Origin of the sequence: Mycolicibacterium novocastrense (genome assembly GCF_001499835.1) — a bacterium.
Taxonomy (GTDB): Bacteria; Actinomycetota; Actinomycetes; order Mycobacteriales; family Mycobacteriaceae; genus Mycobacterium; species Mycobacterium novocastrense.
Window position 1 is genome coordinate 70,626 of sequence record NZ_LQIH01000007.1, and the last position, 23,860, is coordinate 94,485.

A 23,860-nucleotide genomic window follows, 5' to 3' on the forward strand; every position below is an offset into this window, starting at 1 on the left:
GTGGATCTAGCGAGGGTGGGTCTCGGCCAGAGGGGTGGGTCGACCTCAGTCGACGGCGGCGAAGTTCACCGTCGCAGTCGCTCCGATCTCGTCGTCGTTGCCGCGGTAGATGTCGACCTGGACGACCACCGAACGCTTACCCGTGCGCAGGATGCGCGCGACCGCCCGCGCCGGCCCGATCTTGATGGGCCTCAGATAGCGGATGAACAGGTCCGTGGTGGCGATGGCATGGCCGAACGGGGTGGCTCGGGAGGCGAGCTGACCCGCGGTCACGTCGGCCATCGTCGCGATCAAGCCGCCCTGCAAACCGCCCGCGGTGTTGGTGGTCCGCTCGTCGACGGGCATCTCCATCGTCACGGTGCCCTCGGGCGACGGCACCTCCGTCAGGCCGAGTTGGTCGAACAACTCGCGAAGCGACTTGGGTGCGGTCATGGGTAATGACATTACCGCCGTGCGCCGGCGCTGTGTCGGGTGCGTAATGTCGTAGCTCGTGAGCGCACGCGCGGGCATCGTCGTCACCGGTACGGAAGTCCTCACCGGCCGGGTCCAAGACCTCAACGGGCCCTGGCTGGCCGACCGACTGCTGGAGTTGGGTGTCGAGCTGGCCCACATCACGATGTGCGGCGACCGGCGCGGCGACATCGAGGCGCAGCTGCGCTTCCTCGCCGACGAGGGTGTGGACCTCATCATCACGACCGGCGGCCTCGGCCCCACCGCCGACGATATGACCGTCGAGACGGTGGCTCGGTTCAGCGGCCGAAAGGTGGTGTTGGACAACAGACTCGAGGAGAAGATCGCCGACATCGTGTCGCGGTTGATGGCGCGCTTCCCCGACGTCGACGCCGAGGCTATCCGGGCAGCCAACCGCAAGCAGGCCCTGATCCCCGAAGGGGCCGATGTGATCGATCCGGTGGGCACCGCGCCGGGTGTGGTGGTTCCCGGCACGCCGGCGGTCGTCGTGCTGCCCGGCCCGCCACGTGAGTTGCAGCCGATGTGGCCGCTGGCGTTGCAGACCGTTGCGGTACAGAAGGCCATCGCCGACCGTACGGTGTATCGCCAGGAGATGGTGCGGATGTTCGGTGTTCCCGAATCCGGTCTCGCCGACACGCTGCGCGATGCCGAACGCGAGGTCGACGACTTCGGACGGCTCGAGATCACCACCTGCCTGCGGCGCGGCGAACTCGAGATCGTCACCCGCTACGAGCCGGACGCCGCACAGACCTACACCGAGCTGATGGGGCTGCTGCGCGATCGTCATGGCGATGCGATCTTCTCCGAGGACGGCTCCCGCGTCGACGACCAGGTCGCCCGGCTGCTGAGGGGGCGTCGTATCACGACCGCGGAGTCGTGCACCGGCGGCCTGTTGGCCGCGCGGTTGACCGATCTCGCGGGGTCGTCGGCGTACGTCGCGGGCGCGGTCGTGGCCTACGCGAACGACGCCAAATCCGAACTGCTCGGCGTCGACCCCGCCCTGATCGACCAGCACGGCGCGGTCTCCGAGCCCGTCGCCGAAGCAATGGCCGACGGGGCGCTGAACCGGTTCGGCGCGGACACCGCGGTCGCGATCACCGGCATCGCCGGGCCGGGCGGCGGCACAGCCGAAAAGCCCGTCGGCACGGTGTGTTTCAGTCTGAAGCTGGCCGACGGCACCACGGTGACCAGATCGATGCGGATGCCTGGTGACCGCGCCGACATCCGCGAGCGGTCCACCACCGTGGCCATGCACCTGCTGCGCCGCGCGCTGAGCTGACTGATGCGCGTCCGCGGCCTCCTGCAGCGGTGCCATGCGGATCGGCTAACGTACGGGTCCGACACAGGAGGAGTACCGATGGCGGAGAACGCGCGCGAGCAGATGTCTGAACGCGCCGTAGAGGCCGGATGGCACCGCAGGGACGCCGACCGTACCGACTACTACACGCGCAGCCCGGTGCGTATCCACGTGATCTGGCAGGGCGATGACGCCATCAGCGGCGGCGCGCTGTACCACGACGACATCCTGATGGCCTACAGCCGGGACCTGTCCACGGTGTCCGGCTGGCTGAAGCGCTGAACTGACGCCGAGAGGCCCCGCGGTCAACGACGCTGGGTCTGCTGTTCGTCCCACACCTTCAGCATCGTCTGCAGGATCTCCTCGGCCCGGCCAAGGCCGGCGAGATGGCTCTCGCCGGGCATCGGGTACAGCTCGGCGTCGCGGAGTATCGACACGACGTGCTCACCGTGCCGGAATGGGACGATATGGTCGGCGTCGCCGTGCCACCACCGGATGGGCACCGCTATCTCGTCGAGCCGGAAACCCCAGTCGCGGGCGAACACGACGATGTCGGAGAACGGTGCGGCCAGCTGTTTGCGGCTGCCGTTGAGCAGATCGTCGAGGAACATCGCCTTGATCTCCGGCCGGGCCAGCAGCCGGCGGTCCGCCTCGGGCGACACGCGCCCGTAGAGGTCTGTGACCGGAGATGCGACCGGCTTGATGAACCGGATCAGGGCCGAGGCCAGCAGCCCGATCGGAACTCCCGCGTACTGCAGCAGCGGCGCGACGCGCGTGCCGAGGTTGCCCATCAGCCCACCGGGGATCGCATCGGGACCGACGGTGGGGGCGACACCGCCGATCACGCCCGCCACCACCACACGGTCGGGCATCGCGGCCGCGCACCCGAGCGTGTAGGGGCCGCCACCGGACAGGCCGACGACGGCCAATTTGTCGATGCCCAGGGTGTCGGCGATGGTGCGGAGATCGTCGGCGAAATCGACGACCCGCTCGTATCGATGCGGGGTGGAGGACCCGATGCCGGGCCGGTCCAGACCGATCAGGCGGATGTTCGCCTTCTCGGCGTAGATACGCGCTTCCATCGGGATCTGTCGACGGGCACCGGGCGTGCCGTGCAGCCAGAAGATGGCGCGGCCCTGCGGGGCGCCGAACTCGGCGAACCCTATGCGTCGGTCCTCACCGACGGCGACGTTGCCCTCGAGCTTGGGGCGGGCGATTGCGACAACCATGGCGGAAGTGTCTCACGACGGCCGCACGCTCATTCCAATTAGGCCACCCGAAACACGTACGACGCCGCGGTGGTGACGCGGTCGTCGACGCCCTCGTCATGCATCAGCACCCGGACCGCGATCGTGCCGTCGGCCCCGCGCACCGGTTCGGTGTCCACCCGGAAAGGGCCGACCTTTCCGCGCGCCATGAACATCACATGGCAGGACACCCCGTGGAGGCGGTCGGTTCCCACGGCGGCGGCCGCGGCGTCGATGGCGGCGGTCTCGAGGATGACGAACTGCGGTCCGACGTGCAGGGCCGCATCGGGCGATGCGACCTCGACCGACAGCTCGGGCAGCCCCCAGCGGCCGTCGGGTCGGCGATGGCCGCCGAACACCTGCCACAGCGGCGGCAGGTCGGGGGAGTCGACGATCTCGAGCGGATTGGCCTCCATCCGTTCCAGTCCCTCGGGCGGGACGCCGATGCTGACGCCCTGGCCCTCGATCAGTGCGAGCACGCGGGCCGGGTTGTCGGCGTCGACGATCTTGGCGCGGCTGTATCCCATCTGGCGGCCGACCCGAAGTTCCTCCGACACCACCTCGAAGCACGTGACGTCGCGACCCGGATCGAGGATCTGGCAGGAGTGGATGACCGGGTTCGGCACCGCCTCGAGGTCGGACATGTGTCCGCTCTCGGGCGCCGAGATGCCCAGCACGGCGAACAGCAGCCCGCCCGCCGCGTCGCGCATGTCGCGGCGCACCGTGACGGTGTTGTCCTCTTCGACGAGGTCCATCTGGGCGTAACTGCGGCCGATGTAGCGATAGCTCAACAGTCCGCCCCAGCGCCTGCGCAGTTCCTCTGCATACTCCTCGGGTGAATCGGACAACTCGCGGATATCGCGCAGCACGCAACACTCCTATCTGAGGTGACGCCGGCTGCGGTCTACAGCAGTCGGCGAGGCGACACTTCCATCTGATAACCCGCGGGGAACGTCATCTCGATCACCCGCAGTTCGTCGTGGGCCTTGGACTCCAGCTCGAGGACGACGCAGCCCTCGCCGAGGTCTTTGGCCTCCAACACCGTGTAATGCTGACCGCCACCGTTGACATCGACGACGGGGTCCCCTGAGCGCAGTGCCTCAACCGCTACCAGGCCGGGGGCTTTTGCCGGGTGTGCTTCCACGCGACCAACGGTAGGCCAAATTGCCCGCATGCTGGCGGGTTTCAGCTGACCGCCGCGGTGTAGGCGAAGCCACCGATCACGAAGGTGGTCAGACACAATCCGAATGTTCCCAACGCGAACGGCCAGCCGGGCGCGCGGCGCACCAGCTGCACGATGGTCGCGATCAGGCCCGCCACCCCGATCGCGATGGCCAGCAGCACGGCGGTGAAGACCGCGTTCACGGCGCCGTCCGCGCTGCAGGACTCGGGAGGGCAATGGTCCAGGAATGCCAGTGAGAACAGCCCGAAGAACGCTCCGACCGCAATCATCCCGGCGGTGATGACCAGAGCGACGACCGACGCCGCGATGTCGGCACCGGACACCGGCCGCTTGTACGGCTGCGGTGGGGCATATCCCGGATAGCTTGGTTGGACCATGACCGCAGATGCTAGCGATGCGATGTGCCGTTTCCCGTCGAAATGCCAGGACATCGACCATCATGGCGCTATCGAGCAAGCCGCACGGGAGATGCCGATGGACAGCACGATGCAGGACTTTCCGCTGACCCTGACCACGATCCTGCGGCACGGTACGGGGTGGCACTCCGGCCGCAAGGTGATCACCGCGACGCCCGACGGTTCGCGCGAGATCAGCTACGGCGAACTCGGAACCCGGGTGGCCCAGCTGGCCAACGGGCTGCGTGCGCTCGGAGTCACCGAGGGCCAACGGGTCGCCACATTCATGTGGAACAACCAGGAACATCTCGAGGCCTACTTCGCCGCGCCGTGCATGGGCGCGGTGCTGCACACGCTCAACATCCGCCTGGGCGGGGATCAGGTCGCATTCATCGCCAACGAGGCCGAGGATTCCGTTGTGCTGGTGGACATGTCGCTTCTGGCGTTGTTCGCGCCGATCCTTCCGCAGCTGACGACGGTGCACACCGTGATCGTGGTGGGGGACGGTGACCTCTCCGGGCTCGCCGACGCGAGCTGCACGGTGATTCGCTACGACGACCTCCTCGCCGAGCAGCCGCTCGAGTACGACTGGCCCGTCCTCGACGAAAAGAGCGCTGCGGCAATGTGTTACACCAGCGGCACGACCGGCAACCCGAAGGGCGTCGTCTACAGCCACCGGTCGACGTATCTGCACTCGATGGCCGTGTGCTCCGCCAACGGCATCGGCCTGGCCGACGGTGACCGCGTGTTGACGGTCGTTCCGATGTTTCACGCCAATGCGTGGGGTCAGCCGTATGCGTCGGTGATGGCGGGCGCGGATCTGCTGCTGCCCGACCGGTTTCTGCAGGCCGCCCCGCTAGTCGACATGATCGAGCGTCATCGCCCGACCATCTCGGCGGCGGTACCGACGATTTGGAACGACGTGCTCAACTTCTTGCACGCCAACCCGGACAGGGACATCTCGTCGCTGCGGACGGTCTGCTGCGGCGGGTCGGCGGTGCCGCTGGCGATGATGAAGGAGTACCAGGAACGCCTCGGTGTTGTCATCCGCCAGGGCTGGGGAATGACCGAAACCTCTCCGCTGGCGGCGATCGCGATCCCGCCACCGGAAGTGACCGGTGACGACCACTGGACGTTGCGGGCCGCGGCGGGGCGCGCGTTGTGCGGCGTGGAAATCCGCATCGTCGACGACCGGGGCGCGGTTCTGCCCAGCGACGGGAAAGCCGTGGGTGAGATCGAGATTCGCGGTCCGTGGATCACCGGGTCGTATTACCGCAACGCCGACCCCAGCAAGTTCGACGAGGGATGGCTGCGCACCGGTGACGTCGGAAGGATCGACCCGCAGGGTTTCATCACGTTGACCGACCGCGCAAAGGACGTGATCAAGTCCGGCGGGGAGTGGATCTCGTCTGTGGAGTTGGAACTGCGCATCATGGACCATCCCGCGGTTTACGAGGCGGCGGTCGTCGCGGTGCCCGATGACCGTTGGCAGGAGCGGCCGTTGGCGGCGGTGGTCCTCGACGAGGGCGCATCCGTCGCCGCGGACGAGTTACGGAAACATCTGAGCGACAACGTACCCCGGTTCTGGTTGCCGGAACGATGGGCGTTCGTCGAGGAGGTGCCCAAGACCAGCGTCGGTAAGTTCGACAAGAAGTTGATCCGGGCGCGGTACGCAGACGGCGCCTACGACATCGTCGAGTGCCGGGACTGATCGCCGGGCCGCCGAACACCCGGCGAACCGTTCCGGAGCGGGTGACAGGTGGTTTACGGTAGCGACGACGGTCAATCCCGTGGCTACACACCGCGGATGAGGAAACGGGGACGAAGACATGCGCCGATCGATCCGACTGCTGGCCTCGGCCGCCGCGCTCACAACCGCGACGCCACTCGGGTTACTGACCGCCGGCATCGCGTCGGCCAATGACACCTTCGTCCCGATGAACCAGGTGTCGCGCCGTTGCGATTACAGCGAGACCGACTACAACGGCCCGACCGGCAACGGGCGGGGCACGAGCGTCATCAGGTCGAGCGGGTCGAATCTGTCCGCGGATGTCACGCTGGACGTGGCGATCCCGAACATGCGCTACGACGTCAGACTCATCCAGGTGCCGCGACCGTCCTCCGCGCCCTGCCTCGGCGGCGATCCCGGTGTCGCGGCGGGAGTGCTGCACACCAACGGTGTCGGCCACGGCACCGTCTCCCTCAACGACAGCATCGAGCCGGGTGCGACGGGGGCGTGGGTGTGGATTACGCGGCCCGACCGGTTCTCCCAGGATCCCGCGGAGTTCTACACCAGCGACATGATCGTCAAGATCTGAGGCGATCCGCTCAGGCGGCGACGACGACGGTCAATTCATCCCCGCGGCGTTCCACCCGCATACCCGCGCGTCTCGCCACGGCGGCAACCGCGGACGCATCGGCCGGTTCCGCTCGCGAACTCGCCAAAGCGCGGGCGAGTCGACCTTTGTGCGCCTTGTTGAAGTGGGTCACCACGCTGCGACGCCCGTCGGGATGCTCGGCGACGACGTCCACGCGGACCGCGTTGGGCAGCCGGCCGAGTGCCGCGTACGAACCCGAGCGCAGGTCGACAACCAGATCGTCGGCCGCCCAGCGGGCCAGCACTGGTTCCAGCAGCGGGCGCCACCGCGTCGCCAGGGACGGGCGCCCGGGAAGCTTCGACGTCGCCGAGAGTCGATACGCGGGGACCAGATCGTCGGCGCGCAGCAATCCGAACAGCGCAGAGCCGACGGCCAGCCGCGCCCGTGCGCGCGATGCGGCGGCTCCGCTCAGCGATCCGACGTCCAGGGCGTCGTAGAGGACACCGGTGTAGCGGCTGATCGCCGGCAACGTCGGCGCGACGCGCAACTGGCCGTTGCGATCGATCTCGGCATCCTGCGACGCGGAGAGCCCTAGCGCGCGTCGGCACGCCGGCCGGTCGGCGGCCAGTTCCACCAGCTCGTCGAGCAGTTCGGCGCGCAGCGGCCCGAGCTCGGCCGAGCTGAGCGACTGCAGGCGCAGCGGGGGCCCGTCGCCGCCCAGCCGCTTGGTCTCCGAGGGCGGAAGAAGCACGATCACGCCGCAGAGGCTATCCGGGCGCGGGTCGCGCTCAGGCCGGAGGCACCGGAGCCGGCGGTGGGGGTGCGAACGGATCGGCCGGCGGTGCAGGCGGCGGGGGTGCGAACGGGTCACCCGGCGGCGGAGGCGGCGGAGGCGCGAACGGAGCGGCCGGCGGAGCGGGCTCGTGCCCGGCCATCATCACCACCGGCGCGGACGGGGCACCCGGGACCATCGGCTGCTCAGGGGGAACGGGCAGGAACATGTGGTTGGTGAACTGGTCCTGGTAGGCGCCGCCGCCACCGACCTTCACGCCGCCGCCCTCACCGGAGGAGACCGGCGTGCCGTCGGGCAGGGTGGCCGCGGTATGGCCGCTGTTCCAGCCGACCACCAGCGCACCGGGCTGGGTGCCGTACTGGAACCCGCGCTCGAGCAGGGCGCTCTCGATGTTTCCGGTGTTGAACCGGTCGCCGTAGACGGGCCGACCGGTCGCTGCATTCGTCACCCAAGACACCAGGCCGGAGCAGTCCGTACCGGCAGGGGAGTCCCCGCCGGAGACGTACGGCGTGCCGGACACCTGGTTTACAAGCGTCAAAAGCGTGGCAATAGCAAACACGCGGTCGGACGCTACAAGTTTGCGGACAAGGCCACCAAATTCTGTGATGGCCTTCACAGCCTGCGGTTTCTATTGCCTACTTCACGAATAGCATTGTGGATTCAAGCTTTTGACATCGCCTCAGCAACGTCGATTACCACCGGTCGAATTTGGCGGTGCAGCAATCGAATTGCCGCGGCGCTGCCGCATCAAGATCTGAATCACGTTGGCGTTCAGTCGATCTGTTGCACATGGCGGGGGTTGCACCAGAAGGCTCAGCCGAGCGCCAGCAGCAACGGAACCGTCTGTTCAGCGAAGGTGAGCGAGCCATGGTGTCCGATCAGCGACGATTCCAGGGGTTCGGTGGTGCGTCGGACGATCGCCGCCGTGCCGCGGGCGGCGGCCACGACACCGCCGATCCGGGGGCGGACCTCGTCGCTGACCTGCGGTCCGAACCAGCCGGCCTCGATCGCCTCGTCTCGCGAGAGCACCCACGCCCGCTCACCCAGCACGGACCGCCATGCGTCGAGCACGTCGGCCTTTGAACCGTCCTCTATATAGACGTGGCGGGCCCGGGCCTCTCCGGCGACCGCCTCGACACCGTCGAGCAGTGCGGGGGTGGCGTCGACGTCGATCGTCTCGTTCGGGGAGACCTCGACCATCCCGTGATCGGCCACCACGGCCAGCAGGCCGCCGGGCGGCAGTGCCTCGACCACCGATTCGATGAGCGTGTCGATCTGGCGCAGCTGCATGCGCCATTGCGTTGACCCCGGGCCGTACAGGTGGCCCAGCATGTCGAGTTCGGCGTGGTACCCGTAGCAGAATCCGCCCTCGGACAAGGTCGTCCGCACCGCCGCCGCCAGGTCGCCGAGCGCATGAACGCCCACGTAGCGCCCGCCGCGAAGCACGGCGCGGGTGAGACCGGAGCCGGTGAACTCGGCGCCGGAAATGACGCTGACGGCGACACCCGCCGAAGTTGCCTGCTCGAAGGTGGTCGGCAGTGGTTGCACCTGTTCGGGAATGACGGTGCCGCGAAGATCCTGGCCCCACGGGTGCGGGCGCCATCGCAAGGCGTTGATGACGCCGGCGTCCGGCACTTTGAACGAGTAGCCGACGAACCCGTGCTCACCGGAACGGCGCCCGGTGCCGACCGCCGCCAACCCCGCTGCGGTGGTCGACGGGAAGCCGACGGTCAACGTCCTGCCCCGAAGCGATGCCATCGCCGGTGCGTCGGCGGCGTACCGGTCGAGAAGTTCGGCGCCTAAACCGTCGATCAGCAGGACACAGGCCCCGGCGAGGTCATCGGCGAGCCCGAGGGAGTTCTCGAAGCCACCGGCGCCCATCGCGGACAGGACTGAGGGCACCACATCGGCCAGATGGGGCAGGGCGGGATCCGGGGCGGGCAGGTCCACGAGCCGAGCCTGCCACACGGGTCGCCCGTGTTTCATTGCGAGCGCAAACAACCAGCTCAGCGGTCCTTTACCGGTTCTTGACCGCATGTTGAATCGGCTCTCAGACGATCGCAATGTGATTACGCTTCAACAGGTGGAACTGGGGGTTCTGGGACCTCTCCAGGTCCGGCAGTACGGGCTGCCGGTCGCCATCCCCGGTGCCAAGCCGCGGGCCGTCCTCACGATGCTCGGGCTGCACGGTGGTTCGGTCGTGTCGGCCGCCGCCCTCGTGGCGCTGCTCTGGGGAGACGACCCGCCGCGGACCGCGACCAAGGCGTTACAGACCCACATCTCGTCGCTGCGTCGCGCGTTGGGAGACGGCTTCGTGTTGACGGAGGGCTCGGGCTGGACCCTGAGCACCACCGAGATCGACGCCATCCACTACAAGAGCGCCGCCAAACTCGGGCGCAAGGCCCTCGCCGCAGGCGACCCGACCCGAGCGGTGACTCTGTTCGACCAGGCGCTCGCCCTGTGGCGGGGTATTCCCGAGCTTCCGGACAGCTCGCGCGGGTCATCGGAGAAGACGCGTTGGCTCGAAGGTCACGCCGCCCTGGTGGAGGACCGGGCCGACGCCCTGCTCGCGACGGGTCGCGCCGCGGAGATCGTGGGAGAACTCGAGTCAGCGATCGCCGAAGCGCCTCTGCGCGAACGTCGTTGGGGCCACCTGATGCTCGCGCTCTACCGGGCCGGACGCCAGGGTGAGGCGTTGGGCGCTTACAAGCGGGCGCGCTCACTGCTGGTTGACGAGTTGGGTGTCGAACCGGGACCGGAGTTGCGGCGGCTGGAGGCGGCGATCGTCGCGCAGGACGCCGCGCTGGAAGTGCCTCAGTCACAGCAGCTTACGACGGTCACACGAGCGGTCACGTTCCTGCTGACCGATATCGAGGGGTCGACGGCGGCGTGGGAGGCCGACGCCGACGCCATGGCGGTGGCGCTCGCCCGCCATGACGAGATCGTCGAACAGGTCGTCACGTCGCGCGGCGGACGGCTCGTCAAGACTCGCGGGGAAGGGGATGCGACGTTCTCCGTGTTCGACCGGCCGTCGGCGGCTGCCGCCGCGGCGATCGAACTGCAGGGGGCGGTCGCTCACGAGGATTGGCGGCTCGCGGAGCCGATGCGGATCCGGGTGGCACTGCACACCGGAGAAGTGGAGTTCCGCGACGGGGATTACTTCGGCAGAGCGGTCAACCGCGCCGCCCGACTGCGTTCCCTCGCGGTAGGCGGTCAGATCCTGTGTTCCGGAGCGACCGCCGAACTGGTCATCGACTCGCTCCCGGACGACGTCGTGCTCGCCGACCTGGGGACGCGCCGACTGCGCAACCTTCCTCGACCGGAGCATGTGTTCGAACTGCGCATGGAGACCGCTGACGATCCCAGCCCGCCCACCGCGGAGGCGCCGATGGTGCGGCCGGCGCTGCCTGCGGTGCTCGTCGGCCCGGGACCGTTCGTCGGCCGCGGCCGCGAACTGGAGCGACTCGTGTCGGCCTGGCAGTCCACCTTGGCGGCCGGCACGCGCGCCGTCCTGATCGCCGGTGAACCGGGCGTGGGCAAGACGCGGTTGGCCGGGGAATGGTCGCGCCAAGCCTACGAGCAAGGCGCCGCCGTCTTGTACGGACGGTGCGACGAGGATCTCGGCGCACCGTATCAGCCGTTTGCGGAAGCGTTGCGCTCGTTGGTGTCCTGCGTCGATTCCAACCGACTGCGCAATGTGCGCGGTGTCGAAGCGCTGCTGCCGCTGGTGCCCGGCCTGGCCGATGCGTTGCCCGACGTGACCGCGCCGCCGCGGGCCGATCCGGACACCGAGCGGTACGCGATGTTCGACGCGGTGGTCGCACTTTTGGGCGCTGCCTCCGCGACCGCTCCCGTCGTGCTGATCCTTGATGACCTCCACTGGGCGGCCAAACCGACGTTGTTGCTGCTGCGGCACCTGCTGCGTTTCGGTGAAGAGGCCCGAGTGCAGATCGTCGGGACGTACCGCAGCACCGATCTCGACCGCTCTCACCCGCTGGCCGCGATGCTCGCCGACCTTCACCGCGACGGCACCGCCACCCGGCTGCAGCTGTCGGGTCTCGACGAGGGTGACGTCACCGCCTATGTCGCCGAAGTCGGTTACGACGACGAAGAACTCGGTCGGGCGCTGGCGACGGTGACGGGTGGCAATCCGTTCTTCCTGATCGAGGCGTTGCGCCACGTGGAGGAAAGCGGAGGCCGCTGGGATCCGAGCACTCTGCCGCAGGGTGTTCGAGAAGCGGTGAGCCGCAGACTGTCCCGGCTCACGGCCGAGACGAACAAGGCGCTGGCGGCGGCAGCGGTGGTCGGCAGCCGCTTCGCATTGACACTCGTCGAGCAGGTGGTTGGTGAAGACCTCGTGGACGCCTTCGATGAGGCCGGTAAGGCCGGCATCGTCATCGAGGAGCCCGGTGGGCGTTACCGGTTCAATCACGCCCTGGTGCGGCAGTCGCTGCTTGCCGAGCTTCCCTCTGTGCGGCGCATGCGGCTACACCAGCGCATCGCCGGGACGCTCGAAGCCGAATCGGGCACCGACGATGAGCTGGTCGCGGAGCTGGCCTACCACTACTTCGAATGCGCCTGGGCGGGAAACGCCGCCAAGGCGGTCGAATACTGCCGGCGTGCGGCCGACCAGGCGATGTCTCGGGTGGCCTATGAAGGCGCGGCCGATCTCTATGACCGGGCGCTCCATGCGCTCGAGGAATTGGACGACGAGCTTCCCGACCGCGATGATCTGCAGGCCGAATTGCTGATCACCCACTGTGAGGCGCTGCTGGCCGCCGGCGATGTGACGTCGGCGAAGGTTGCGGTGATGCAATTGCGCGATGTCGCAGGGGATTCCGGCCGTCTCGGCGCCTGGGGGACCTGCTTTGACGGCGAGCTCTCCATGCTCACCGATCCTGAACGGCTGGACGAGATCGAATCCGCGGTAGGTGTGGCCGCCCAACAGTTGGGCGCTCTCGACGACGCGGCAGGGGAGGCCAAGGCGCACACCGTCCGGGCCGGTTGTTTGGCGCGTCTGGGCCGAATCGGCGATTGTGAAACGGCTTTGGACCAGGCACTCACCGCGGCACGGCGGGCACGTGAGCACGGCCGAGTGAACGCTGTGCTCGCCGGGGCGCCGCTGGCGGCGTTGTGGGGACCGAATCCCGTTCCTCGCGCCGGTGGACGGTGTCTGGATGTGGTGCGGTTGCTCCGCATTACGACCGGTTCACCGCTTGTGGAGGCGACATCGACGCGGTGTCAGGCCGTGCTGGATGCGTTCCGGGGGCGGGCCACCGAGGGTCGGCGGCTGATCGAGTCGGCGAGGCGCGCGCTGACCGAACTCGGTCTGCGTCATGCACTTTTGGAGGTGGATCAGTTCGCGGGCATCATCGAGTTGGTCGCCGATGATGCGGCGGCCGCCGAACCGTATCTGCGACGGGCCTACGAGGGTTTCCGGCGCATGGGTCTCGACACCGACACCGCGGACACCGCGGCGTTGCTGGCGCGGGCCTGTCTGGCGTTGGACCGGGACGCGGAGGCGGACGAATTGTGCGCGGTGAGCGAGCGTCTCGCGGGTCACGGGTCGAAGGCGTCAATTGCATGGCGGTCGGTCAGGGCGCAGCTGCTGGCGCGCGCCGGCGTGCATGATCGAGCCAAGCAGGTTGCGGACGAGGCGGTGAGCCTGGCTGCGGCGACGGATGCTTTGGTGGATCACGGCGATGCCTGCCTGGCGCTGGCAACGGTGTTGCGTCTCGCAGGTGACAGGGCAGGCATGCGAGCCGCGGCAGAGCAGGCGATTGCGCTGTACGAGCGGAAAGGTGCTGCAGCCCTTACCGATAAGGCGCGTCGAGTATTAGGCGCACGCAGCGAGGCGACTGCGCCGGTTGCTCCGCGGCTGCCCGGCGAGGCCGAGCCGGAGAACGCATGTGTCCGAGTCATCAGACGGCTCGCCGCGACAGCCGATCGTGCGGCTTGGGACGAGTATCAGCATTTGTACGCGCCCGACGCTGTAGTCGAGAGCAAACGGAAAATGGTCGGGTTTACGAAGGAGGACCTGGAACCCGGTGACTGGACGGGCGCGGTGCGACGTCTCGCCACTTCCGACACGGTGCGGCACGGGCAAAGTGTCATCGCGGTTCGGGGCGAGCAGCTGGCGCTTTGTCGATTGACGATAGGCGGCCCGGACTTTGGTCCCGGCGCGGCGAAAGAAGACATTTTCGAGCTCTACGCTCTCGACGATGAAGGGCGAATCGCTCGCCGGGTGTGGTTCGACGCCGAGGATATGGACACCGCGCTCGCGGAGTTGAACGACTTGCACGGTCAGCAGGTTTTATCGCAAGCGCGCCCGTCGCTGGAGAATGCCGCGACACGAGCCGACGACCGATTGATCGCCCTGTTCAACGAGAATCGCTTGCCCGAGATCGGCGACCTGTTCTCGCAGGACACGCGGCTCGACGACCGGCGGCATGGTCTTCGTCGCGAGAGCAACGATCGTGGGATGGCCGTCCGCAATATCAGTGCAATCGCCGCCCTGGGCGTCGTCGTCTCCAAGGAGACTCTCGCTCTGAGGGGCGATCGTCTATGCCTCAGCAGCACCCGGTTCGATCAGCAGTCGACGAGGTCCGACGCGTTCTGCGTTGAGCTGCTTGAGATCACTGAGGTTGACACCGAGGGATCGATGGTGGCCAAGGTCGACTTCGACCTCGACGACTTCGACGGCGCCATCGCCGAACTCGACGTGCGGTACCTCGCGGGCGAAGCGGCGGCATTTGCGCAGACGTGGTCTGTCGTCACACACTTCACCGCTGCTTTCAATCGGCACGAATATGACGCGTCGGATTGTCCGAGCATCGACCACCGCCGACTGACGCGATACGCACCCGAAGACCTGACGGTGGCAGACCATACTCATGAGGACTTCCCGCTGGATCTGCGCACTTACATCGAGATAGTGCATCGCATCAGCGACCGCGGAGTGGTAATCACCAGTCGCTCTTACGGGATCGCTCAAGGGGGGTTCGAAGCCGAGTGGCGGGTGATCAACATCTTGCTGATCGAAGGCGACCGGCTCAAGCGCTACGAACTTTTCGACGAAACAGACGCTGATGCGGCCCTCTCGCGGTTTGACGAGCTCGCCCCTTCGACACCGCGTTTGGAAAATTCGGCGAGTCGCGCACATCACCGGATCCAAGCGTGTTTCGCCAACCACGACTGGGACGCCGCTGGCGACCTGATGGCCGAGGACATAACCGTCGATGATCGCCGCCGGGTGGTGAACACCGAGATCCGTCAGGGACGAGAGGCGACCATCGCGAGCATGCAGGCCGGCGCAAAGCTGGGGGCGAGAGACATCGGCTCTGTTGTGATCGCGTTGCGCGGCGACCGCCTGGCGTTGCTTCGTACTCGATACTCGGGTAGCGAGGCGCGGTCTGATGGTTTTCAGATGGAAGACTTCAGCATTGTCGAGATCGATGCCGATGAGCGCATCTGTGCAGTGGTGACCTTCGACCTGGACGAGTTCGACTCCGCGATCGCCGAATTGGAGGCCCGGTACGTCGGGGGGGAGGCCGCCCGCTTTGCGCCGACATGGGCGGTGATCGCAGGCGCGTACGCATCGGTGTGTCAACGCGAACGCCCGGCAATGACACCCAATGCGGTGACCATCGACTGGCGCCGAGGCGCAGCGTTCGAACCCGATGAGCTGATGGCGTATATCCGCGGCGGTCGGGAACTGGAGCTACGCGAAGGTCCATACGTAGAGATGGTGCATCGCCTGAATTCGCTCGGAGCTGTTGTCACTCATGCATCGAAAGCCGCATCGCGCGAAGGCTTTGAAGCGGAGTGGCGAGAGATTACTCTCTCGACCGTCGACGGCGAACTGATCGACCGTTGCGAGCTCTTCGACGAAGCGGATCTCGACACCGCGCTCGCCCACTTCGCGGGCCTCAGCCGCCCCGCGCATCGCCTCGAGAATGCGGCAACAGGAGTAAGTGACCGCTTGTATGCGTTCTTCAAGGCACGAGACTGGGCCGCGATGGCCGAGGTGATGGCCGATGATTTTCACGGCTATGACCGACGCCAGGTGATCGGTGTCGACTTGCATGGTCGCGACGCCGTGGTCGGGAGTTTCCGGGCGGTCAGCGAGTTCGGCAATCCGGATGCGACCTCAACAGTCCTTGCGACTCGGGGCGAGCGGCTGGCCTTGACGGCTGTACGGTACGACGTCGGCGAGGGGATGGCCGATGCGTTCCGCGTCGAACTGTTGCAGCTGATCGAGATCGACACGGACGAACGAATTGCGTCGATCGTCACGTTCGATCGCGACGCCATCGACAGTGCCTTCGAGGAGCTCGAGGCTCGTTACATCGCGGGGGAAGCAGCGAGTCACGCGCAGACGTGGTCGGTCGTTGCCGGCATCTTCGCCTGCCTCGCTCGCCACGAAGTCCCACCGGCAACGCCAGACTGGCGAAGCGTTGATCACCGGCGGGGGACACCGCTCAACGACGCGGACCTCAGGACCGTGGTGGCGACACTATGGGATATCACGCCAGATCTGCAGAACCACGTCGAGAAGGTGCACCGGTTGGGCGATCATGGAGCGCTCTGCACGCAGGTCTCACGAGGGACAACGCCCGAGGGCTTCCCGGCTGAGTGGCGCATGCTCAACTTGATGACGGTCGACGGTTCGCTGGTGAGCGGATGTGAGCTCTTCGATGAGACCGACTTGGACGTCGCGATCGCACGTTTTGAAGTGCTTCGTCGACCGGAAAGGCAACTCGAGAACGCCGCTAGCAGAGCGGCTGAGCAATTCCTAGCGCATTTCCAGGCGGACGACTGGAAAGCCATATCGGAGTTGTTCGCCGAAACCTACTTATTGGACGACCGCCGTCGAATTATCAGTTCGGGGATACGCCACGGTCGTGACCACGCGATCGAAGACCTCCGCGCGGTCGTCGACGTGGGATTGTGGGCCAAGCTGTCGACGAGCACGATGGCGACGCGAGGCGGGCGGCTCGTGCTGTTGCATCTCCACGCCGCAGGCCCCGATCCGGGGGCGAGTCAATCCGACCTCCTCCAGGTCGTAGAGGTTGACAACGACGGACGGTTTTCAGCGGTGGTTGTGTTCGATATCGATGACATCGACACTGCCTTCGATGAGCTCGAACGCCGTTACCTCTCAGGCGAAGCGGCCGCTCACGCACAAGCATGGTCGGTCATCGCGGGTGCTTACGCCGCTGTGCTGCGCCATGAACTGCCGCCGACGACGCCCGATTGGGTCAATGTTGACCACCGCCGGATGACTCCGTTCGCGCCGAATGAGTTGGAGCCGTTCTTGAAGGCGACGTGGGACGTCCTCGAGAATGACATCAAAATCTACGTCCAGGGCGTGCATCGGCTGACTGACCTCGGCGCTGTCGTCACCCGGGTCATCAAGGGAACGTCGCGTGAAGGATTCACCGCCGAGTGGCGCGAGATCGGGTTGTCGACCGTCGACCGTGACCGGATCAACCGGTCGGAAATCTTCGACGAGGCCGATCTCGACGTCGCCCTCGCGCGATTCGATGAGCTTGAACGACCATCGGCTTTGAAGAACGCGGCGAGCGACGTTATAAACCGCTATTGCGCATCGTTCGACGCGCGGGATTGGGCCACGATGGCGGAGACCCTGGCGGAAGACGTCATCACAGACGATCGACGACGAGTCGTGAATGCCGGTGTCCGCCGAGGCCAAGACGTGCACATCGCGGACATGCGAGCCACCGCCGAGGTCAGTGGCGCAAGAGTATCGTCGACGGTCCTTGCAATCCGCGGCGAACGGCTCGTCCTTAATCGCGTTCGTGTGATCAATCGAAACGAGTCGCGTGATGACGTCAGCGCCCAGATGCTCAGTGTCACCGAGATCAACCCGGACAACCGAGCCACGGCAGTGGTGGCCTTCGACGACGACGACTTCGACGGCGCCTTCCAAGAACTCGATGCTCGCTACCTGGCCGGGGAAGCCTCCGATAATGCGCAGACCTGGTCGGCCGTCGTCGAATCATTCGCTGCCGTTAACCGCGGCGTTGTCCCTGAAGTCGCGCCAGGCTGCATCAACCTCGATCACCGGCGCGCGGTCGCTTTTGCGCCGGGTGAAATCGGTTCGTACACCGTCGCTGCTCAGGCCAACACTCCCGATTTCAATACCTACATCGAGGCGGTACATCGCCTGGACGTCCGTGGAGCTGTCGTGTCGTACGTCGCCAAAGGTACGTCCGCTCAGGGCTTTCAGGCTGAGTGGCGAGGTGTCAGCCTGTCGATAGTTGATGGGAGACTCGTCAACCGGGTCGAGCTGTTCGACGAACCGGATCTCGAGGTGGCGCTCGCACAGTTCGACGAGCTCAACTGTCCTGCTGCGACCTACCTCGAGAACACGGCGAGCCGAGCCGTCGAACGCTTCCAGACGTGCTTTGCCAATCGTGACTGGGAGGCTATGGCAGAAGTACTGGCCGATGACGTCGCGGCAGTAGATCACCGCCCTGTAATGGGTGCAGGTCTGCGATTCGGGCGGGCCCTCAATATCGGCGACTGGCAGTCGGTAGCCGAGGTAGGTTTCACCACCGTCACATCGACCATGATCGCCACACGAGGCGAGCGTCTGACCATGGGGCGCTTCCATATCTCGACCGGCGACAACACGTACCACAATGATGTGCTCGGCATAGTTGAGATCGACGCTTTCGATCGGATCGCGACGTGTCTCATGTTCGATGACACCGACATGGACGCTGCATTCCAAGAACTCGAATCGCGTTATCTCGCTGGCGAAGCCGCCTCGTACGCGCGCACGTGGTCGGTTATCCTCACGAGCTACGAGAAATATGACCGGCATGAGCTTCCGCCCACGACGCCGGATTGGGCGAATATCGACCACCGGCGCGTAACTACAATGCCGGCAGGTGAATTGCTCGAGCATTCGCAAGCGACTTGGGATGTCACGCCCGATGCCAAGATCTACTTCGAGAGGGTGCACCGGCTCAATGATGTCGGAGCAGTTTTTACGCAGGTCGTAAGCGGCACCTCTCAAGAGGGATTTGAAGCCGAATGGCGGATGGTCGATCTCGTGATGATTGAAGGCGACCTCATCTGCCGGTGCGAGATATTCGACGACAGCGACCTCGACATCGCGCTTGCCCGCTTCGATGAACTGACCCCTCCAGCTCGACCCGTCAACGTCGCATACCAGATGGTCGAGCGCCTGTGGAGCTGCTTCGCCAAGCGGGACTGGTCGGCGACAGGGGAGTTATTGGCACCTGACGTGCGTGCCGAGGACAGAAGGCGCATCGTCAATGACGGGCTGCGCCAAGGCCGTGAGGCTTTCGTCGCCAACATGCGGGCAGTCGCCGAAGTGGGAATCGACGATGTCACCTCCGCGGTGGTAGCGACACGCGGTGAGCGTCTCGTCCTCGCCCGCGTCCGCGCCGAACGCTTCCACAGCGACGTCCTGAACCTCCTCGAGCTGGACGCGGCGCAAACGTTCATTACATCCACCGTGGTGTTCGATATGGAGGACCTGGACGCCGCGTTCACCGAGCTCGACGCACGGTACGGAGCCGGCGAGGCGGCGGCCCATGGTCGCACGTGGACGATGCTCGCGAACGCCATCGCCGCGTTCAATAGGCACGAACTGCCGACGACGACACCCGATTGGGTCAACATCGACCACCGGAGCGGTACCTCGATCGCGCCGGGCCAACTGTTCCCTTATGTACGCACCTCATGGGAGTTGGCTCCAGACATCACCAATTACATCGAAGCCGTGCATAGGTTGAACGACTTTGGTGCCATCGTCACGCGAGTGGCGACGGGCACCTCGCAGGAAGGCTTCAACGCCGAGTGGCGCGTCATCACCCTCGCGACTTTCGACGGTGATCTGCTTAGTCGGGTCGAGCTGTTCGACGAAACAGACCTGGACGCAGCCCTCGCTCGATTCGAGGAGCTCCGTCCGCCGACCCCAGTATCGACAAACGTTGCGACGAAAGTAGATCAGCGCTCCCTAACAAGATTGGAGAATGGAGCCACCCGCGCATTAGCGAATCTGTGGGTGTGCTTCGACGCGCAAGATTGGGACGCCGTACAAGCAGCGATGGCTGAGGACTTCGCGTCCTACGATCGCCGCCAGGTCGTCAACGCCGGCGTGAGGCGTGGCCGGGCAATCCATATCGAAAACATGCGGTCGGTTGGCGAGGTTGGCTTCAAGAACGCGGGGTCGCCCGCCATCGCGACCAGGGGCGAGCGCCTCGCGTTATGCCGGAGTCGTTTCACTGCAGGTCAGGGACCGCGCGGCGAGATCGTCGCCGAGGCACTCATGATCATCGAGACCGACGCCGCGAATCGGCTGGTCTCGAATACCGTCTTCGACCTCGATGCCCTCAACGAAGCGTTCGCGGAGCTTGACGCGAAATACGCTGCGGGAGAGGCGATGCCACACGCACAAACCTGGTCGGTCGTAACACGCGCCTACGCCGCGCTCAATCGGCAAGAGCAGTTCGAACGGGATTGGATCTACACCGACCATCGGCGCGGCACACCGTTCGCATCCACGTCCTCTGCCACCTCCGCGCATCCCGACGTATGGGACGTGACACCCGACCTGAACGCTCATATCGAAGTCGTGCATCGACTCACTGAGGCAGCGGTGCTCGTAACGTCGGTCGTGGGCGGTTCATCGCAAGACGGCTTCGAGGCCGAGTGGCGATTCGTCCAGCTTCTGACGGTGGCAAGAGACCGGATCAAGCGGTGTGAGTTGTTCGACGAGACCGATATCGATACCGCCATCGCGAGGTTCAATGAACTTTGTGCGTCTCCCACTCATCTCGATAACGCCGCGGTTCGGGTGCGGGCCAGAGTCGCCGATGCATACAACCGTCGAGATACGGAAACCTTCGCCGCAGGTGCCGTCGGACGCTATGAGGACCGTCGTCGAGGCTTGCATGACGAGGGAATAACCGATGCGAAATACGCGCTCGCGGTTCTTTCCGAAACACCGGCCAGCTGGAAGCTGAGTATTGAACCGGTCGCTGTCAGGGGTGATCGCCTAGCGCTGACCCGGGAAGCATTCCGCGACACCAACGATTCGGCACTGCCGATAACAGTCGAGTTGATCGTGCTGACCGAAGTCGCCGACGAGGAAGCAGACCTACACACAGTATTCTTCGACTCCGATGATGCCGATGCCGCCTTCAAGGAGCTTGACCGTAGATTTGTCGCCGGCGAAGCCGCGCCGTATTCGCACACATGGTCGGCGATTGCGGAGTCGTACGCCGCCTTCAATCGCAGGAAAATCCCTTCGGCGGAACCCGCCTGGGTCGATCACCGGTTGCTTGCCACAATCCAGTCGGGCGACCTGATCGCAAACGTGGGTGCCGCTTGGGACCTCGTGCCGGACATCAAGGCTCACATAGCGACTGTGCATCGGCTCAGCGAACTGGGGGCCGTCATCGACATACTGGTCAGGGGGAGCTCCCGAGAAGGTTTCGATGCCGAATACCACGAGATAGCGGTCGTGACGGTCCGTGAAAACACTCCCGACCGCTTTGAGATGTTCGACGCGGACAACCTCGACGCCGCCTTCGCGCGCTTAGACGAACTCAGTCGAGAGCCGCGGATTGAGAATGCGGCGACGCGGTTCTGGACTGTGGTGGTGGACGCCTTCAACCGGCGCGATGTCGAGACAGTGCTGAACCTGCTCAGCGATGACGGATGCCAGGAAGACCGCCGAATCGGATTGCGTGCCAAGTTCAGGGGCGCTGAGCGACGACGAGCCGTAGAAGCAATGTTCACTACCGCGCCTGCCAGCTGGCGCATTGAAGTCGAGCCGATCGCTGTTCGAGGATCGCTTCTCGCTCTCATGCGGCAGCGTTACCGTGACTCAGCCAGCACTGACCACCAAGTTGTGGTCGAACTGCTGTCCGTCACGGAAATGCGCGACAACACGGTGGTACACGACACGGTCGACTTCGATGCTGATGACATATCGAGTGCCATGCGAGAACTCGAATCACGTTATGTCGCCGGCGAAGCCGCACCCTTTACCAAAACGTGGTCGCTCGTCGTCCGAACCTATGACGCGTTCAACCGACACAAACTGTCTCCGACCACCGAGGGCTGGGTGAACATCGACCACCGACCGGTCATTGCCTCTGCGCCAGGCGACGTGCACGCATATGTCCGCGAGTCGTGGGAGGTCGCGTCCGATATCAGCACCCGGATCGAAGCCGTACACCGACTGAGCGGCATCGGAGCCGTCTTCACTCATGCCGAAAGCGGCACTTCGCGCGAGGGCTTCGTCGCGGAGTGGCGTGAGGTGACACTCCTGACGTTTGACGGTGATGCGATCACGCGCTGTGAGATCTTCAGCGAGGATGACCTGGACGCTGCACTCGCGCGATTCGACGAACTGAGCCAGCGTGCACCGCGCATCGAAAACGCCGCGACCCGGATGTGGGAGCGTCTCGCCGACGCCTTCAATCACCGCGACATCGACGAATTTCTCACGCTCACTTCGCCCGACGGACGAATCGATGACCGTCGAAAAGGCTTGCAAGCCATGCATGATCCATCAGACCGCAGACGGGCTGCACAGGCGCTCTTCGAGGCACCGCGGACGTGGCGGCTGAACGTCGACCATATCGCGATCAGAGGGTCGCGACTGTCCCTAGCCCATCAGATCTATCGCGACACCCGCGATGACAGCCAACCAGTCACCATAGAACATCTGGCAGTCGTCGAGATCAACGACGATGGCTTGATGCACGACTTCGTCAACTTCGATAGCGACGACCTCGACGCCGCCTTCGAAGAACTCGAAACCCGTTATCTTGCTAGCGAAGCAGCGGCACACGCTGGCACATGGTCAGCGATCGCCGACGGCTACGCCGTCTTCAACCGGCGAGAGTTGTTCCGGACCACCCCGGACTGGGTGAACATCGACCACAGGCGTGGAGGCACCGCATTCGCACCCGGCGAACAGAGCGCATTGATCCTTGCCACATGGGATGTGGTCCGGAAGATTCATGTGTACCCCGAGGTGATCCACAGATTGGACACGCTCGGAGCAGTTTTCACACAGATTGTGCAAGCGACATCCCAAGAGGGTTTCGACGGTGAATGGCGTGAGATCACGCTCCTGACGGTCACGGGTGACGCCATCAGCCGCTGCGAAGTGTTCGACGAAGCCGACTTGGACGCCGCTCTCGCGCGGTTCGACGAGCTCAATCGGGCGACCCATCGACTTGACAATGCGGCGACGCGAACGCGTGCGCGCTTGGTTGACGCGTTCGCTCACCGCGATCTCGACACCTTTTCTTGCTTGTTGACCCCAGATGGACGGTATGACGACCGCCGTAAAGGACTGCGCGACACTGGCTCGCTCAAAGAGGAGTTCGTTCCGACCATGCTGTCCGAAGCACCTGCGAGTTGGCAGTGGACCGACGAACCGATCGCCATCCGCGGACAGCGCTTGGCGCTGTGCCGTGACTGGTTCCGCGACACCAACGCGCCCGGCCATCCCGTCACCGTCGACGATCTATCGCTTACCGAAATCACCGAGGAAGGGTTGGTCTGCCACTCAGTGATTTTCGATAGCGACGACCTCGACGCCGCGATGCGAGAACTGGACGCCCGCTGGACTGCTTCGGGGGAGGTGGCGCATTCGGACATCATCGAAGCACATCGAAGAAATCTCGAGATGACCAACCGCCACGACTGGGATGCGCTTACCGCTGTGTGCGCGGGTGCTAGCTATATCAATCATCGGCAGCTCGGAAGCAACACCGCCGACTACATCGCGTCAATCCGGACCCTGGCGTCGCTTGCACCAGATCTCTCAATCGAGTCGGCAGAAATACTCGCCTACTCGGAGCTCGGCGTCGCGACTCATGTCGTGGTGAGGGGGACGTCCACCGCCGGCCTTGCGATCGAGGTTCCGTTCCTACTGATCAATCTCTGGCACGGAGATCACGTCACACACATCGAGGCCTTCGACCTCGAGGACCGCGACCACGCCCTGGAACGTTTCAAGGAACTCAACAAGTCCGGTTAGCCCTCGGTACACGCCGAACATGCGGTAAGCGCGAAGTTCGGCGCCGATCTTCGGCCTGAGCGCGGCTTGGCGAAGAGAAGCCGCGCTGACCGT

Annotated in this window: 13 protein-coding genes; 5 read left to right on the plus strand and 8 right to left on the minus strand. The window is 65.3% G+C overall.

Annotated elements, in window-relative coordinates; genetic code table 11:
- Positions 1-45: 45 nt before the first annotated feature.
- Positions 46-432, minus strand: coding sequence for a PaaI family thioesterase (locus tag AU072_RS07485; protein ID WP_064413188.1), 387 nt, complete (start codon positions 430-432; stop codon positions 46-48).
- A 58-nt stretch (positions 433-490) separates the two neighbouring features.
- Here AU072_RS07485 and AU072_RS07490 point away from each other — a divergent pair, with 58 nt between their 5' ends.
- Both AU072_RS07490 and AU072_RS07495 read left to right on the plus strand, forming a co-directional pair.
- Positions 491-1,750, plus strand: a complete 1,260-nt coding sequence (locus tag AU072_RS07490) for a competence/damage-inducible protein A (RefSeq protein ID WP_064413189.1) — start codon at positions 491-493, stop codon at positions 1,748-1,750.
- A gap of 78 nt (positions 1,751-1,828) precedes the next feature.
- On the plus strand, positions 1,829-2,050 hold the full coding sequence (locus AU072_RS07495) for a hypothetical protein (RefSeq protein WP_064413190.1): 222 nt from the start codon (positions 1,829-1,831) through the stop codon (positions 2,048-2,050).
- A gap of 23 nt (positions 2,051-2,073) precedes the next feature.
- Here the strand turns inward: AU072_RS07495 and AU072_RS07500 are convergent, their stop codons facing one another.
- The 4 genes from AU072_RS07500 to AU072_RS07515 are packed head-to-tail and all read right to left on the minus strand — an operon-like array spanning position 2,074 to position 4,575.
- Complete coding sequence (locus AU072_RS07500; protein WP_064413191.1) at positions 2,074-2,997, minus strand: alpha/beta fold hydrolase; 924 nt, start codon at positions 2,995-2,997, stop codon at positions 2,074-2,076.
- Positions 2,998-3,035: 38 nt separating this feature from the next.
- Complete coding sequence (locus AU072_RS07505) at positions 3,036-3,884, minus strand: hypothetical protein (RefSeq protein WP_064413192.1); 849 nt, start codon at positions 3,882-3,884, stop codon at positions 3,036-3,038.
- 35 nt (positions 3,885-3,919) lie between these two features.
- Positions 3,920-4,159 (minus strand): hypothetical protein, encoded by a 240-nt coding sequence (locus AU072_RS07510; RefSeq protein WP_064413193.1) that lies wholly within the window; start codon positions 4,157-4,159, stop codon positions 3,920-3,922.
- 41 nt (positions 4,160-4,200) lie between these two features.
- Positions 4,201-4,575: a hypothetical protein gene (locus AU072_RS07515; RefSeq protein ID WP_064413194.1), complete on the minus strand. Its 375-nt coding sequence runs from the start codon at positions 4,573-4,575 to the stop codon at positions 4,201-4,203.
- 97 nt (positions 4,576-4,672) lie between these two features.
- Between AU072_RS07515 and AU072_RS07520 the strand changes: the two genes are divergently transcribed.
- Both AU072_RS07520 and AU072_RS07525 read left to right on the plus strand, forming a co-directional pair.
- Positions 4,673-6,304, plus strand: coding sequence for a fatty acid--CoA ligase (locus AU072_RS07520; protein WP_064413260.1), 1,632 nt, complete (start codon positions 4,673-4,675; stop codon positions 6,302-6,304).
- 118 nt (positions 6,305-6,422) lie between these two features.
- The gene (locus tag AU072_RS07525) at positions 6,423-6,911 is read left to right on the plus strand and encodes a hypothetical protein (RefSeq protein ID WP_064413195.1); all 489 of its coding nucleotides are present in this window, start codon (positions 6,423-6,425) and stop codon (positions 6,909-6,911) included.
- Between the two features lie 10 nt (positions 6,912-6,921).
- Here the strand turns inward: AU072_RS07525 and yaaA are convergent, their stop codons facing one another.
- From yaaA to AU072_RS07540, 3 genes are all read right to left on the minus strand, one after another.
- The gene (yaaA, locus tag AU072_RS07530; RefSeq protein ID WP_064413196.1) at positions 6,922-7,668 is read right to left on the minus strand and encodes a peroxide stress protein YaaA; all 747 of its coding nucleotides are present in this window, start codon (positions 7,666-7,668) and stop codon (positions 6,922-6,924) included.
- Between the two features lie 31 nt (positions 7,669-7,699).
- Complete coding sequence (locus tag AU072_RS07535) at positions 7,700-8,263, minus strand: NlpC/P60 family protein (protein WP_064413197.1); 564 nt, start codon at positions 8,261-8,263, stop codon at positions 7,700-7,702.
- 254 nt (positions 8,264-8,517) lie between these two features.
- Positions 8,518-9,654, minus strand: coding sequence for an alkaline phosphatase family protein (locus AU072_RS07540; RefSeq protein ID WP_064413261.1), 1,137 nt, complete (start codon positions 9,652-9,654; stop codon positions 8,518-8,520).
- A gap of 133 nt (positions 9,655-9,787) precedes the next feature.
- Between AU072_RS07540 and AU072_RS07545 the strand changes: the two genes are divergently transcribed.
- Positions 9,788-23,767 carry a BTAD domain-containing putative transcriptional regulator gene (locus tag AU072_RS07545; RefSeq protein ID WP_217266010.1) on the plus strand — a complete coding sequence of 4,660 codons (13,980 nt, stop codon included), beginning with the start codon at positions 9,788-9,790 and terminating at the stop codon, positions 23,765-23,767.
- Positions 23,768-23,860 lie beyond the last annotated feature (93 nt).

What these genes read in the sequence shown, in the direction of transcription:
- AU072_RS07520 (WP_064413260.1), top strand. Translation starts at nt 4,673, where the DNA reads ATGGACAGCACGATGCAGGACTTTCCGCTGACCCTGACCACGATCCTG.
- AU072_RS07500 (WP_064413191.1), bottom strand. Translation starts at nt 2,997, where the DNA reads ATGGTTGTCGCAATCGCCCGCCCCAAGCTCGAGGGCAACGTCGCCGTC.
- AU072_RS07495 (WP_064413190.1), top strand. Translation starts at nt 1,829, where the DNA reads ATGGCGGAGAACGCGCGCGAGCAGATGTCTGAACGCGCCGTAGAGGCC.
- AU072_RS07525 (WP_064413195.1), top strand. Translation starts at nt 6,423, where the DNA reads ATGCGCCGATCGATCCGACTGCTGGCCTCGGCCGCCGCGCTCACAACC.
- AU072_RS07515 (WP_064413194.1), bottom strand. Translation starts at nt 4,575, where the DNA reads ATGGTCCAACCAAGCTATCCGGGATATGCCCCACCGCAGCCGTACAAG.
- AU072_RS07485 (WP_064413188.1), bottom strand. Translation starts at nt 432, where the DNA reads ATGACCGCACCCAAGTCGCTTCGCGAGTTGTTCGACCAACTCGGCCTG.